The following is a 13,470-nucleotide window of genomic DNA, read 5'->3' on the forward strand; positions in this document are numbered from 1 at the left end:
CTCCCCGCGCGCCCGCCCCGTCCCCCGGGACGGTCGTCGCCGGGCGACGCGGGTCAGGTGGCGGCGAGCGGGTCCGCCGCCGCGCGCGGCGCGGGCACCCGTGGCACCGCCTTGCGCAGGTGGTCCAGCACCACGGGGTCGATGCGGCCGGGCACCAGCCGCTCCTCCAGGTTCTCCATCCCGGCCCAGGCGAAGAGCGCCTCCTCCGGCCGGTCCGGGTCGACCGACAGACCCAGCGCGGCCAGCAGCCCGCCGACCTCCGTCGCCACCGCCCCGGTCAGGTCGAGCAGAGTGGCCGGATCGGGCCGGCCGAAGAGCAGGGTGTGCAGCGCGAGCAGCCGGCCCAGCTCGGTCACCGGATCGGGGTGGTCGTCGACCCGCAGGTCGACCAGGACGTCGCCGGTGCCGCCGTACCCGCCGCCGCGCTCGACCACCAGCAGCCCGGCGCTCTGCCGGCCGCGCCGGTCACCGCCGGCCTGGTCCCCGGCGCGCAGCGCGGCGAGCAGCCGGTCGGGGAACGGCAGCGCCGCCCCGCCCAGCCAGGCGTCCCGCACCGCGTCGATCACCTGCGGGCCCGCCAGGATGTTGCCCTGCGCCGCCCAGCCGTCGCCGGCCTGGCCGCCGGCCCACGGGTGGCAGGCCGCGCCCGTCCAGGTCGCGCCCGCGCCCGCGGCGGCGACCACGCCGAGCTGACGGTGGTCCCGGTCGCGGTCGGCGGCGACGAGGCCGGCGACCACGTCGGCCGCGGCCACCCCGGTGCGCAGCAGCGTCAGCCCCTGCGGCCGGTACGCGAGGTTGACGTGCGCCTGGGTGGCGAGCGCGCCGACCTCCGCCTCGGCGGCCGGGACCAGCGCGCCGGCGGCCAGGAACCTGCTGGCCACGACGACGCCGTGCAGGCGGCCGTCGTCGGAGCGGGCGACGAGCGAGAAGGTCATGCCAGGAGACTAGCTCGCAGCCGGCGGCCATCGCCGGTGCTGGATGCGACCTCCTGACGGGGGCGGGCCCGGCGGTTCACCCGGGGCTCAGAAGGGCGGCGCCGCGGCCTCCGGCGGCGCGCCCCGGGCCCGGCGGGCGTCGGCGACCGCGACCGCGGTCAGCAGCGCGGCGGCGACGGCCGCGGCCACCAGCGACACGGTGCGCAGCAGCACCGGCATCAGGACCAGCAGCACGAGGGCGGCGATCCAACGCGACGGCGACACCCGGCTGAACACCTCGTACTCGAACCGGGCCCGGCCGGCGAGGAAGAGCACCGGCCCGCCGAGCACCATCGCCAGCCAGGCCGCCTCCGGGCGGTCCAGCGGGTGTTCGATCACCAGCTTGTAACCGATCGCGGTGGCGGTCAGCCCGACCACCATGACCAGGTGGGTGTCGGCCGCGGACCGGCCGATGCTGGCCGGGTGCCGGGCCCGCACGACGGCCTCGGCGAGGATCTGCCCGGCCCGCTGCACGTAGATCCGCCACAGCACGATCGACGTGACCAGCGCCAGGGCGAAGGCGAGCGTGTGCCCGCCGCCGGACGGGCCCTCGCTGTAGGCGAGGCCGGCGACCAGGATCGTCTCGCCGAGCGCGACGAGGAAGAACTGCTGGTACCGCTCGGCCAGGTGCTCCCCGGCGATGTCCCACCGGGAGACGGTCGAGCGGCCCAGCCCCGGCACCGGCCAGCCGAACCGGGCGGCCAGGTACTCGGCCGCGAGCGCGGCGGTCCACAGCAGCACCCGCGGATTGGTCGGCACGAACGCGCCGATGATCCAGAGCGTGCCGGTCGCGCTGAAGACGAGCAGCATCCGCAGGTTCAGCCGTCGGTACGGGTGCGAGCCCAGGGCGAGCAGCAGGATCAGCGGGCGGGAGAGCTGCGCGGCCACGTACGCCACGGCAAACATCAGCCCGGTTTCCCTGAACGCCCGGGTGATCGCCACCCCCATCACCATGCTGGCCACCAGGGCGGTGATGACGACAGCCTGCAACCAGGCGTGGTGCGGGTCGTACCGGCTGGTCGTCCAGGAGGTGCCCTGCCACACCGCCCAGAGCGCGAGGAGCAGCAGCAGCGTCTTGGCGCCGCCGGTGACCGCGCCCCAGCCCCGGGCGCCCCCGGGTTCCAGCGCCAGGTCCTCGAACGAGCGGACCGAGATGCGGGTGAGCGCGAAGACGTACACCAGGTCGAAGAAGAGTTCGAGGAACGTGGCCCGGCCGGCGTCGACGGCCGAGGGCAGCCGGCGTCCCGCCTCGTGGGTGGCCATGGTCAGCTCGCCCCGCCGTCACGTGCGCCCATCCCGCAGTCGTAACACCGCCGACCGCCCGACCGCCCGGCTACCGGGAAACAGGGGCGGGATCTTGATCCGGGTGACAGCCGGCGGGCACCATCGACCGATGACGACCCGATGGGGCATGACGGTGCCGCTGGACGGCATCCCGCTCGCCGACCACGCCGCGGTCTACGCCGCCCTCGACCGGGCCGGGTTCACCGACGTGTGGTCCTCCGAGGTCGCCGGGGCGGACGCGTTCACCCCGCTGGCGCTCGCCGCCGCCTGGCAGCCGCGGCTGCGCCTGGGCACCGCGATCACGCCGGTCTTCACCCGGGGGCCCGGCCTGCTGGCGATGAGCGCCGCCGCGCTCGCCGAGACCGCGCCCGGCCGGTTCGCGCTCGGCGTCGGCGCGTCCTCGCCGGTCGTCGTGCGGAACTGGAACGCCGTGCCGTTCGACGAGCCGTTCCGGCGCACCCGGGACGTGCTGCGCTTCCTGCGGGCGGCGCTGTCCGGCGCGACCGTCGACGAGGCGTACGACACCTTCGCCGTGCGTCGGTTCCGGCTGGAACGGCCGCCGGCCGTGCCGCCGCCGCTGCTGCTCGCCGCGCTGCGCCCGGGCATGCTGCGGCTGGCCGGCGCGGAGGCCGACGGCGTCATCCTGAACTGGCTCGCCGCGGGTGACGTGCCGCGGGCGCTCGCCGAGGTGGGCGAGCGGCGCCCGGGATTCGAGGTGGTCGCCCGGATCTTCGTCTGCCCCACCTCCGACGCCGCGCACGCCCGCGCTTTGGCCCGCCGGCTGATCACCAGCTATCTCACCGTTCCCGCGTACGCCGAGTTCCACCGCTGGCTGGGCCGGGAGGAGGTGCTCGGGCCGATGTGGCGGGCCTGGGCCGCCGGGGACCGGCGGGGCGCCAGCGCGGCGGTGCCCGACGAGGTGGTCGACGCGCTGGTGCTGCACGGCTCGCCGGAGCACTGCCGTGAGCAGGTCCGCCGCTACGCCGACGCCGGGATCGATGTGCCGGTGCTGGCCCTGCTGCCCACCCCCGAGGTGACTGCGGGTGGCACGGCGGCGCTGGCTGACCTGATCACGCGCCTGGGCCGGGGGGAGTCGCGGTGAACCTCACCGACCGGGTGGTGTGATCACCGGTGGGGCCGGCGGCATCGGATCGGCCCTGGCGCGGCGGTTCGCCGCCGAGGGCGCTGCCGCCGTGGTGGTGGCCGATCTCGACGCCGACGCGGCCCGCGCGGTCGCCGACGGCGTCGGCCCGGTCGCCCACGCCGCCGCCTTGGACGTGACCGACGAGGAGCAGGTCCGCGCGCTGGTCGCCGACACCGAACGGCGGTACGGGAGGATCGACCTGTTCTGCGCGAACGCGGGCGTAACCACGAGCGGGGGAGTGGAGGTCGATGACGCCGGCTGGGACCGCGCATGGCGGGTGAACGGGCCTCGGTGGCCGTCGCGGTGCGGGCGCCGCCGCGGCGGAAGGACAGCCCCAGCTCGACGGCGATGGCGGAGACACGCTTCTGGTGAATGCCGGTGCGGCGGCTGATCTCGTTGCGGCCGTGGCCCTCGGCGTGCAGCTCGGTGACGAGGCGTCGCTCGTCGTCGGTGAAGGGGGCCATGCCCATGGGTCACCTCACGGCGCCGGGCCGGGTCAGGGGTCGGCGGACAGCTCGACGTGGGCGGGCGGGGCGCCAAAGCCGACCGGCGAGCGGCGGGCGTCCTCGCTGGTCTGGCGGAACAGGTCGAGGGCCTTGGTGGCGACGACGTCCAGGGGTTCGGCGGCTTCGACGATGACGGTGTGGCCGGCGACGGTGATGTCCACCTTGGCCGGGCTGGGGGCGAGGTCGCTCATCCGGATCTCCTCTGACACTGTCACCGTGTCGTGCGATCGACACCGTTAGTGACCGGCCGGCGGATTTACCGCAGGTGACCAGGGTGTGCAGGCTGGCCGAATGACTTATCCACCACCTCCCCAACCTGACCCCACCCAGCCGCTAATGCCGCCGCCGCCGTCGTCGAAGCCGCGGCTGTCGAAGGGCGCGATCATCGGCCTCGTCGTTGGCGGGCTCGTCGCGATGTGCTGCGTGGGCGGGATCGTTGGGGCTGCCGTCGGCGGCGGCGGTAGCGAGCCGGAGAAGAAGCCGGCCGCGCAGCCAGTGCTCACCACCGCCCCGGCCACCACGGCACCGGCGCCGAGCGCCCCAGCCACCACGGCGCCGGCCGCGCCGGCAGCGCCATCGAGCACCGCCGCCACGGCTTCCCCTTCCCCCACCGTCGCTGAGGTGAAGATGCCCAACCTGGTCGGGGAGAACGCGCAGATCGCCTACGAGACGCTCAGCGAGCTGGGCTTCACGAAGATCACCTTCGGTTCCCAGGACACCGACGACAAGATCGTGCTGTACCCGCCGAACTGGACGGTGACGAAGCAGAGCACGAAGGCGGGCGTGAAGGTCCGTGTCGACCGGACGATCGTGCTGACCTGCACCAAGGAGGGGTGACGGGGTATGCGGGCAGGCCGGCCACCACAGCGGCTTGCCCGCTCCCCCCGGCCCGCGCGTCCCGACCCCGGACGCAGAACAGCCCGGGAGCCGTAGGGCTCTACCGGGCTGCGGGCACACTCCGCCTGTCGGTGGATGTGTGATGCGATCTTCGCTCGGTCAGGCGGCTGGCGTCAACTCGGCGCGCTGTGTGCCGCGTCGCGCCGGCCCCGCCCTTCGTCTGCCGGGTGGTGGCCTCGACGGCGGCGGCCTGGTCCAGGCGGTACCACGTGGTACCCCGACCGCGGCCGGGAACGTGGTGGGCGGGGAGCTGGCCGTGAAGCGGGTCGGCCGAGTTGCGTGAGCGGCGGGCCCAGTCGCGGATGCGGGCCTCGGTGACGTCGTCGCCAAGGCGGGCCGCGATCTCCCTGGCGGTGCCGTACTCGTGGCCGTTGCGCCAGATCATCGGCCCTGGGACAGGTTCTCGGCGTCGAGGTAGGCGTGGAGACCGGTGATGACCGGCATGCTCTCGTTCGGGTCGTAGTCAATGCCCACCGGCTGATCGGGCGAGATGCTGCCCGCAGTCTTGGCAAGCTCAACAAAGCGGATCAGCTCGCCCCACGTGAGCTGGTCGTCAAGGTCGAGGGTGACCTTGATGTTTCGGTCGGTCTTCACGAAGTCGTCAGCCACGCCGCCGATTCTCCCAGCCTCGGACAATCAAGCAAACCGACTGCGGCCGGGCGCGCCGGCCACTCAGACCGGCACGGCCACCGGCTCGTCTTGGCCGTCCCACGACACCCAGAGCTCCGTCGGGGAGGGCCGCCCCATGCTGCCCGTGATGAGGAACGAGACAGACTCGTTCGGTCCGACCGTGCCATTGCCGAGGTTCAGCCCGACCAGCGGGTGAGCCTGCCGGACGTCGATCTGCACTCCGGTGGCGGTTCCGACGCCAACATTGCGCAGGAGGTACCGCTTGTTGTTCACCCGCTCCACCTGCCATACCACCTGCGGCGGCGGCGGGGGGATGGCGGCCTCGGCAGCAACGGCCTGACGTTCGGCTGCATCGGCCGAGCGGCGGGCAGAGCCGGCCGAATCCTTCGAGGCGGCAGCGGAGTCGCGGGCGTGCCGGTTGGCGCGGGTCGCGACGTACACGGCGCCGGCGGAGATGAGGAGAGCGGCCCAGGCGGGCACGTCTCCCAAGTCGAGCTGCATGATCCGATCGTATCGATCCTTGCAACGATTCCTTCTGGGCTCTCTGTGCCGCGCAGCACGCTTGCTCGGCTCAGGGCGTTAGCGGCGAAGGACCATTACCTTGCCTCGCATGGACTGGACCAACGTCATTGCGATCATCATCTCCGTCGTGGCCGTCGCGTCTCGGCCTGGGGCCTGAGGCGCGAAGGCATCGGTAGAGGCAGCTCGGCGATCAGCAGAGGCTGCCGAACGGCAAGCGGCTGCGGCGGAGGCAGCAATTCCCCCGCCACCTCCGCCGGTGGCATGGCAGGTATTGCCGAAGGGAGCATCCAACAGCTACTTGCCTGCGCAATGTGGGCACCGAGCCAGCCTGGGAGGTAGAGATCCACAACGCGGGAGAAATGGTGAGACCGATCGAGCAGGGCCCTCTGGGGGCATCGCGGTTGAGCCCAGGAGAGTCGATCGGCTTTTGGGTGGTTACGGCTGCGGAGTTGCCGGAGATCAGCGAGATTCGGGTCCGCTGGCAGGGCGGCGGCGGGTGGGTGGTTGTGCCGCTGCCGTAGATGCGGGAATCCGCGCACCGGCTCGCTGGTTGACCAATCTGGACAGCGGCGCATTCGAAGCCGGCTGTCTTGAGCAGAGATCCGTCATTGTGGCGATGGCAGCGAGGAGAAATAAATGGGTAAGAGGCGATTTAGGTTAGTGATGTCGGTGGAGGTCGAGGTCGACGATCCGGTCGCGGTCACGGCGAGTCAGCTTCAGATGGTGGTGGACGGCGCTTCGGGCGAGGAGATTCCGCATGCGCATGCGCCGGAGCATGTCGAGCGCGCGCTGATGCAGATGCTGCAGAACGTCGTCTCCGAAACTCTACGAACCAACAGCGGGGTGACGATGGAGGGAAGCTCGGCCCTCATTCTCGAAGCGGCCGACGACGGGTCCTATCCGGAGGTGACGGTCCGAGCGCTGCCCGGCCCTGACGGCGCTACACCATAAGAGTCATCTTGGGCCACTTATCTGGATGCCGGCTGTGAATGGTTGACCTTGATTGCCCATGACGCGAGATGGACTCACGGGCCATCGTCGCTACCGCTTCTCAGGACCCTTGCCGTACCGCTCGCAGTCCCGGTTGTCGCATGACTCGTCCGGCAGGAAGTTCTCCACCCCGAGACGGTGGTCGGGGATCCAGTTGACGTGGTTGGGCTGACCGCATGCGGTGCAGTCAGCCGACTCGTAGGTGTGCATGTTCGCTCGGTTGTAGATCCGCTGAGGACTCATGGGCCCATTCTCCGCGCGGCCCCCGCGACGGCGCCGAGCACGGCGGCCCTCGGCCAGATGTGGACGACGCCCTCCACCCCGCCGGGCATGCCGCAGGGGTATCCGGCAGGCCCCAGGGTGATGAGGACAACAGCAATACGGTCAGCCGTCCTCCCTCAGCTCGTGTACGGTTCAGCAACTGACGGTAGTCGATGTGCGACTGCCAGCCACATAGGAAGGACGGGGAGGACTCTGTGATCAGAGCCAGGTTCCTCAAGCAACTCGCTGCGGTCGCCGCACTGGTCGTCGTCAGCACTACTGCTTTCGCGGGAGTCGCACACGCGAACGAGACGACTCCGACCGTCAGCGCATCGACGGCGGACAGGGTGCCACCCCCACCGCCTGGCGCGGTGCCAGCGAACGCCGGGGGCACGAAGGTCGTCCCTGGTGATGGCTACTCAGTCCAGGCCGCCTGGTGGTGCGAGCCCGGATACCCCTGCCTCTACGACTACGACAACGGCCTGGGGTACCCCTTCGTCCTGGATGGCTGCGGTTGGTGGAACCTGGGCGAGTGGCTTATCGGTGACGGCGCTGGCGGCAGTCGCCTCGCCAACGACTGGGCCAATTCGGCACGGACTCAGGGCAACAGCATCACGGTGTACAACTGGACCGGTACTTACTGGGACAACTGGGGCACGGTGCCTTCGTATCAGTACTGGAACTTCCAGTTGAAGAACCAGATCGACGCCGTCAACGTGAACTGCGCGTCGACCCCGCCCCCCTTCTAGCCAATGTGACGGCGGGCGCACCTCCGTCTTGACGTAAACATCAGCCAACATGAGGAAGGGCCTCACACCGTCTGGTGTGAGGCCCTTCCTCCTGGTCGCGAAGGGCCATGCCGTGTCGGCCGATGCCAGAGGCGTTCCGGGCTTCCTGGGCGTCTGCACCTCAGGCCTCCGGTGCGTCTCCCACAACCGCACCCGCGAGCACGTCCGCCCTTGGCCAGATGTGCGTGACGCCCTCTACCGCGCCGGGCATCCCGCACCGGCAGCCCTCGCCCCGGCAGCGGCAGCCGGCGGCGCACACCACCGTCCATGCGTCGACCGGCCCGGCGGTCTGCACCTCCAGGCGGCGCACCCCGCACACCACGCACTCCGGGGCGCCCGGCACCGGCTCCCGCGCCGGGGCCAGGTCGACGGCCTCGCGGATCCACCGGTCCTCGTCGCCGAGGTGCAGCGCGACCACGGCGGCCGTGCCGGGCATGGTGCGCGGGATGGCGGCGAGGATCCGGCCGAGCGGGTCGGGCCCGTCGACGCGCAGCATGCCGGCGATGCCGGTGATGCGGCGGTCGGCGCGGTCGAGGAGGCGCTGCCACCGGTTAGCGCGGGGTGGCCGGTCGGCGGTGGCAACCATGCCGGACGTGGGGTCGCCATGGCCGCCGAGGGCGTGCCGTCGGCCCCACGCCGGGGAGTGCAGGAGGGCGGGGGCCTCCAGCTGCCCGGCGGCGATTTAGGCGGCCTCCTCCTCGGCGAGCTGAGCGAGGCGGCGTCGGGCCGCCTGGAGGGACCAGGCGGCGGCGACGGCGTGCAGGTGGTGCGGAGAGGTCACGGACGACCCTTTCGGCTGGGCAAGTAGGCGACGAGCAGGTACTGGCCGAGGAACACGGCGATGAGGGCCTGGGCGACGGCCATCTCGGGGTCCCAGGTGATGTCGAGGGCGGCGGAGAGGCCGATGACGGCGGCGACGAGGGCGATGAGGGCGGCGGTGCCGGCGGTCAGGAGGACGCGGATCACGATGCCTCCTCGATGAGGGCGAGCTGCCCGGCAGCGGCGATCCGGGCGCGCCGGGTCGCCCGGCGGTCTCCCGGTGGTGATCGCGGTCGTAGTGGAGGTGGCAGCCCTGGCACATCGGCCGCAGGTTCTCCGGCCGGCAGTCCTCGGGCGTGTGGTTGAGGTGGGCGGTGGTGAGCACCACCCGGGAGCCAGTGCCGTACGCCGGCTTCCCGTGCCGGTTCGGGCAGCGGCCCTCGTGCGTGCCTCGCCCGCACTCCGCCTCGCAGGCGCAGCGCCAGCCGGCGGCCTCCTTGGCAGCGAGGGAGATCTCCGGCCAGTTGTCGGGGTACCGGTCGCGGTTCTCCGGGCGGATCGGCACGTCAGCTCACCCCGGGCAGCTCGACGGTAACGACCGAGGCGGCGTAGGGCACCTGCTCGGTCGGACAGGCGCCCTTGTGCTCCCACAGGCCGACACCGGGCAGCGGCGGGTCGTACAGGTCGTCGACCCGGATCACCTGGGAGCAGCGCTCGCAGTGCGGCCGGCCGTCGACGGCCAGGACCGGCGCGCTCTCGATCTGCTCGGCCCAGCCCTCGTGGCCCTGCGGCCAGTGGGGGCCTCGGCGGAAGCCGGCGATGCTGCCGGGGTCACCGATGGCGCGGCGGATCCAGGGAGCCAGCTCGCCCTCCTGCGCGCGACGCGGGCGGGCCTGCTCCATCGCGTCCTGGGCTGCCTCCACGGCCCGCCACACCCGGGCGTTCTCACACGCCCGTCCGTAGTCCGTGGCGGCGACGGCCGGGGAAGCGGCGACGAGCGCCCACACGGCGTCCCAGGCCGGCTGGCGAGGGTGCGGCTGCTTCTGCGCGCGACGCGAGGAACCGAGGCCCGGCGACGTGCTCTCCCACGTCTACGCGGCCCGGGCGGTGCTCCCGGCGATGCTGGCCCGGGGCGGCGGCTACCTGCTGCACACGTGCTCGGCGGCGGGCGTGCTGACGGTGGTCGGCGACGCGGCGTACACGACGACGAAGCACGCCGCCGTCGGCTTCGCCGAGTGGCTCTCCGTCACCTACCGGGACCAGGGCCTGCGGGTCAGTGCGCTGTGCCCGCAGGGCGTGGACACGCCGATGCTGGCCGAGGGGCTGGCCGCCGGGCACCTCGGGGCCCGGGTCATCGCCGCCTCCGGCGCGGTGCTCAGCCCGGACCAGGTCGCCGACTCGGTGGTCACCGGCCTGGCCGAGGAGCGCTTCCTCATCCTGCCGCACCCAGAGGTCGCCGCGTACGCCCTACGCCGCGCGGAGGACCCGGACGGCTGGCAGGCCGGCCTGCGCAAACTCGTCCGCCGCCTCCGGGCGTAGTGCTGCGACGGCAGTCATGGTGGGTAGCCGCGCCGGCGGTAGAGGCTGATACGGGCTTGGTGTCGGCGTCGGCGGCGCCAGCGCGGCAACCGACTCCGCAGGCCACGCATCGGCCTCCGGCACGGTGGCGGCAGGGATCGCGCACTACAGGCATCCGCAACTGCCGTTGCCATGGCAGCTCGTCACCGACCCGGACGGTGTCCGTCTCGGGGGAGACGAGGTGCGGTCCGAAGAGGAGCTTCCGCCCCGTGTCTGGGTGCCGGCCGGGGGTGCGAACCGGGCGTCGTGGCGCAGGTTCCATGGTTCATCGTTTGGTGGCAGGGCGGTTCCGTTCCAGAATTCGTGACATCATGCCTGTGTCGTCCGTCGCATCGGCGCGACTCGTAAAGGGTTTCGGTGGAGTCGCAATGGCCGGGCTGACAGGGGCGGCGATGCCTGGTATCACGCCGCTGAGTTCGCACGATCCGCACACGGCGGGCCCTACCGACTGCTCGGGCGGCTGGGTGCGGACGGCCAGGGCGTCGTCTACCCGGGCAGGGACGTGAACGACAACCGGGAGGTGGACGCGGACCCACCGTACGTGGTCAGCGAGTTCATCGAGGGCCCAACCCTGAAGCGGCACGTCCGTGAGCGTGGCCCGATTTCCGGGAACGCACCGCACCGACTGAGCGACCGTTGGCACCGCCACCGCGCCGATCGCGACGCGTCCGTCCGACCTGGTCCATCGCGACCTGAAGCCGGACAACGTCATTCCCGGATACGACGGTTTCCGCGTGATTGACTTCGGCCGGTCCGGGCCCTGACCCACGAACACGATCCGGTCGGTCCGCATCGCGGCTCGGCCGGGCTGGTGGCTGATGCCGACGTCGTCAGCCGACACTCTGGAGGGACCACATGGTTTCAGGTCGACCGACTGCCCGGCCGTGGCTGCCGTACACCACGGCCATCGTGGCCGGATTCGCGATCATCGCGGCGGCCTACCTGATCGTCCGGCCGGCGGCGGACGTCGAGTGTACGCCGCTGGAGGTCAGCTCGTCGATTGAGAAGGACGTGCTGCTCGGCGAGTTGGCAGAACGCTACAACACGAGCGATCGGCGGTTCGGTGGCCGGTGCGCCGTGGTGACCGTACATGGACTCTCGTCCGGTGCGGCGACGGACGCGTTGGCCGGCGAATGGTCGGTCAAGCAGCCCGGCTTGCCACGGCCGCAGGTGTGGTTGCCGACGTCAACCCTGTGGACCGGGCAGTTGAAGTTGCGGGACGAGGCCGCCGGGCGTCCGGCGCAGACCCCCGGCCGGTACCCGTCGATCGCGAACAGTCCGCTGGTCATCGCCATGCCGCAGCCGAAGGGAGAGCTGCTCCAACAGAAGGGTCCCCTCGGCTGGGGTGAGATCCTTGGCTCGTCCGGGCGCTCGGGCTGGGCCACCTTCGGTCGCCCCGAGTGGGGTCGGTTCACTTTTGGCAAGGTCAACCCGAACCTGTCCACCTCGGGGCTGGCGGCCACGATCGCGAGCTACTACGCGGCCATCAACCGGGCCAGCGACCTTACCGAGAGCGACCTCGCGAATCCGGCGGTGACCCAGTACGTCCGCCGCATCGAGGCCAACGTGTCCCACTACAGCGACGACATCGTGGATCTGCTGAAGGATCGCGCCGAGGCGGACCTGTCCGGCACGGCGGCTCCGACGGACATGAGCGCGGTGGTGACGCAGGAGGAGTTGGTCTACCAGTACAACGAGGGGGAGCTGAGCCCGACCCGGGGCGAGAAGCCGAGGGTCCCGCTGGTCGCGCTATATCCGAAGGAGGGCACGTTCAACCTTGACCACCCGTACGTGGTGCTCCCCTCGGCCAGTCCCGAGCAACGTGACGCCGCTGCCGATTTCCTGGCGTTCCTGCAGGAGCCGCCGCAGCAGGAGAGCTTCAGCCGGCTCGGGTTCCGCGACCACAAGCAGAACGCGTCCCGCCCGCTGATCGCCTCCGTCGGCGGGCGCGAGGCCCAAGATCTCACCTACTTCGACCCGCCGGATCCCACCGTGGTCAAGGCGATCCTCACCGGCTGGGGCACGCTGCGTAAGAAGGCGAACATCCTCGTGGCCGTCGACACGTCCGGTTCGATGAACGCAAAGATCGGTGACCGGACCAGGTTCCAGGTGGCGACCAGGGCCGCCGCCAAGGGCTTTGGCCTCTTGAACTCCGAGGACCAGGTCGCGCTCTGGTCGTTCTCGTCTGAGACGAAACAGCGGCCGAAGTCGCCGTACAGCGAGGAGGTCCGGTTGTCGGCGTTCGACCAGAAGGCGCTCACCAATAAGATCAACAACCTCCACGTCGAGGGCGGCACCGCTCTGTACGCCACCGTACGGGCGGCACACCGTCACATGCTCGATCACTATGACCAGTCCCGGATCAACGCGGTGGTCGTACTGACAGACGGCAAGAACGAGTACAACAAGGACAGTGACCTTGCCCGGCTGCTCCAAGATGTCGCGTTGGATCCGGAACGACCGATCAAGATTTTCTGCATCGCCTTTGATGAGCAGTCCGATTTCGGGACGCTGGACCGGATCGCCAAGGCGTCCGCGGGCAAGGCGTTCGACGCCCGTGACCCGGCGAAGATCGACGACGCGTTCGTCAAGCTGGTCAGTAGCTTCTAAGAGGGCATCTGATCCGTGTAGTGGCTGATTCACGTTCGGCCGTTGCGGGGATGGGGCTGGTTCGTTGATCGCCGCGTGGGCGTGCGGCGGCGTGGGTATCGGTCGGACTTGTCGGATGAGCGGTGGGCGTTGATCGAGCCGGTGCTGACCGCGTGGCGGGCGGCGCGGGTGGGTTTGGGGATCAGCCGGCCGGTGCATGACCTGCGGGAGATCGTCAACGCGATCCTGTACGTGGCCAGGACGGGGATCGCGTGGGAGTACCTGCCGCACGACTTCCCGCCAGCGAAGACGGTGTACGACTACTACGCCAAGTGGGAAGCGGACGGAACGACGCAGCGGATTCACGATCTGCTGCGGGAGCGGGTCCGGGTCGCTCGCGGCCGCCGCGGGAGCCCGTCGGCGGTGGTTCTGGACTCGCGTGAAGACCTCATGCAACGTAGGCGAGGGCAGCCAGGGCGTCGACGCGGCGAAGAAGATCAAGGGACGCAAGCGGCACATCGCCACCGACACCCTCGGACTGCTCCTCG

Annotated in this window: 14 protein-coding genes and 4 pseudogenes; 8 read left to right on the top strand and 10 right to left on the bottom strand. The window is 71.2% G+C overall.

Annotated features, from left to right (window positions below; translation table 11 throughout):
* Positions 1-53 precede the first annotated feature (53 nt).
* Together AB0L34_RS12195 and AB0L34_RS12200 are read right to left on the bottom strand one after the other, a co-directional pair.
* Entirely contained in the window at positions 54-935 is an 882-nt protein-coding gene (locus tag AB0L34_RS12195) for a DUF1028 domain-containing protein (protein ID WP_363704262.1), read from the bottom strand.
* 87 nt (positions 936-1,022) lie between these two features.
* A complete protein-coding gene (locus AB0L34_RS12200) occupies positions 1,023-2,237 on the bottom strand; it encodes a low temperature requirement protein A (RefSeq protein ID WP_363704264.1) in 1,215 nt (404 codons plus the stop codon).
* A 148-nt stretch (positions 2,238-2,385) separates the two neighbouring features.
* On the opposite strand from AB0L34_RS12200, the gene AB0L34_RS12205 reads away from it, so the two are divergent.
* Both AB0L34_RS12205 and AB0L34_RS12210 read left to right on the top strand, forming a co-directional pair.
* Entirely contained in the window at positions 2,386-3,360 is a 975-nt protein-coding gene (locus AB0L34_RS12205) for an LLM class F420-dependent oxidoreductase (RefSeq protein ID WP_363704292.1), read from the top strand.
* A pseudogene (locus AB0L34_RS12210) lies at positions 3,357-3,685 on the top strand (SDR family oxidoreductase); the annotation flags it as partial. The gene AB0L34_RS12205 and the pseudogene AB0L34_RS12210, both read left to right, overlap by 4 nt.
* Before the next feature lie 213 nt (positions 3,686-3,898).
* Here AB0L34_RS12210 and AB0L34_RS12215 read toward each other — a convergent pair.
* Positions 3,899-4,099, bottom strand: coding sequence for a hypothetical protein (locus AB0L34_RS12215; RefSeq protein ID WP_363704266.1), 201 nt, complete (start codon positions 4,097-4,099; stop codon positions 3,899-3,901).
* Positions 4,100-4,244: 145 nt separating this feature from the next.
* Between AB0L34_RS12215 and AB0L34_RS12220 the strand changes: the two genes are divergently transcribed.
* Positions 4,245-4,745: a PASTA domain-containing protein gene (locus tag AB0L34_RS12220; protein ID WP_363704268.1), complete on the top strand. Its 501-nt coding sequence runs from the start codon at positions 4,245-4,247 to the stop codon at positions 4,743-4,745.
* Positions 4,746-4,845: 100 nt separating this feature from the next.
* On the opposite strand, the gene AB0L34_RS12225 is transcribed toward AB0L34_RS12220, so the two are convergent.
* From AB0L34_RS12225 to AB0L34_RS12235, 3 genes are all read right to left on the bottom strand, one after another.
* Complete coding sequence (locus AB0L34_RS12225; protein ID WP_363704270.1) at positions 4,846-5,190, bottom strand: hypothetical protein; 345 nt, start codon at positions 5,188-5,190, stop codon at positions 4,846-4,848.
* Positions 5,187-5,414 carry a hypothetical protein gene (locus AB0L34_RS12230; protein WP_363704272.1) on the bottom strand — a complete coding sequence of 76 codons (228 nt, stop codon included), beginning with the start codon at positions 5,412-5,414 and terminating at the stop codon, positions 5,187-5,189. The genes AB0L34_RS12225 and AB0L34_RS12230 overlap by 4 nt, the downstream gene beginning before the upstream one ends.
* A gap of 63 nt (positions 5,415-5,477) precedes the next feature.
* Positions 5,478-5,936: a hypothetical protein gene (locus tag AB0L34_RS12235; RefSeq protein WP_363704274.1), complete on the bottom strand. Its 459-nt coding sequence runs from the start codon at positions 5,934-5,936 to the stop codon at positions 5,478-5,480.
* Between the two features lie 684 nt (positions 5,937-6,620).
* Between AB0L34_RS12235 and AB0L34_RS12240 the strand changes: the two genes are divergently transcribed.
* Positions 6,621-6,908: a hypothetical protein gene (locus AB0L34_RS12240; RefSeq protein ID WP_363704276.1), complete on the top strand. Its 288-nt coding sequence runs from the start codon at positions 6,621-6,623 to the stop codon at positions 6,906-6,908.
* A 90-nt stretch (positions 6,909-6,998) separates the two neighbouring features.
* On the opposite strand, the gene AB0L34_RS12245 is transcribed toward AB0L34_RS12240, so the two are convergent.
* Entirely contained in the window at positions 6,999-7,190 is a 192-nt protein-coding gene (locus AB0L34_RS12245) for a hypothetical protein (RefSeq protein WP_363704278.1), read from the bottom strand.
* A 233-nt stretch (positions 7,191-7,423) separates the two neighbouring features.
* Here AB0L34_RS12245 and AB0L34_RS12250 point away from each other — a divergent pair, with 233 nt between their 5' ends.
* The gene (locus AB0L34_RS12250; protein WP_363704280.1) at positions 7,424-7,957 is read left to right on the top strand and encodes a hypothetical protein; all 534 of its coding nucleotides are present in this window, start codon (positions 7,424-7,426) and stop codon (positions 7,955-7,957) included.
* 160 nt (positions 7,958-8,117) lie between these two features.
* Here AB0L34_RS12250 and AB0L34_RS12255 read toward each other — a convergent pair.
* The 3 genes and pseudogenes from AB0L34_RS12255 to AB0L34_RS12265 form a co-directional block, all read right to left on the bottom strand.
* A pseudogene (locus AB0L34_RS12255) lies at positions 8,118-8,777 on the bottom strand (hypothetical protein).
* The gene (locus tag AB0L34_RS12260) at positions 8,774-8,962 is read right to left on the bottom strand and encodes a hypothetical protein (RefSeq protein WP_363704282.1); all 189 of its coding nucleotides are present in this window, start codon (positions 8,960-8,962) and stop codon (positions 8,774-8,776) included. The pseudogene AB0L34_RS12255 and the gene AB0L34_RS12260 overlap by 4 nt, the downstream one beginning before the upstream one ends.
* Positions 8,963-9,321: 359 nt before the next feature.
* Entirely contained in the window at positions 9,322-9,678 is a 357-nt protein-coding gene (locus AB0L34_RS12265; RefSeq protein WP_363704284.1) for a hypothetical protein, read from the bottom strand.
* Positions 9,679-9,829: 151 nt separating this feature from the next.
* Between AB0L34_RS12265 and AB0L34_RS12270 the strand changes: the two are divergent.
* The 3 genes and pseudogenes from AB0L34_RS12270 to AB0L34_RS12280 form a co-directional block, all read left to right on the top strand.
* A pseudogene (locus AB0L34_RS12270) lies at positions 9,830-10,294 on the top strand (SDR family NAD(P)-dependent oxidoreductase); the annotation flags it as partial.
* 948 nt (positions 10,295-11,242) lie between these two features.
* Complete coding sequence (locus AB0L34_RS12275) at positions 11,243-12,943, top strand: extracellular solute-binding protein (RefSeq protein ID WP_363704286.1); 1,701 nt, start codon at positions 11,243-11,245, stop codon at positions 12,941-12,943.
* An 81-nt stretch (positions 12,944-13,024) separates the two neighbouring features.
* A pseudogene (locus tag AB0L34_RS12280) lies at positions 13,025-13,470 on the top strand (IS5 family transposase); the annotation flags it as partial.

Source organism: Micromonospora sp. NPDC052213 (assembly GCF_040679695.1).
Classification (GTDB): Bacteria; Actinomycetota; Actinomycetes; order Mycobacteriales; family Micromonosporaceae; genus Micromonospora.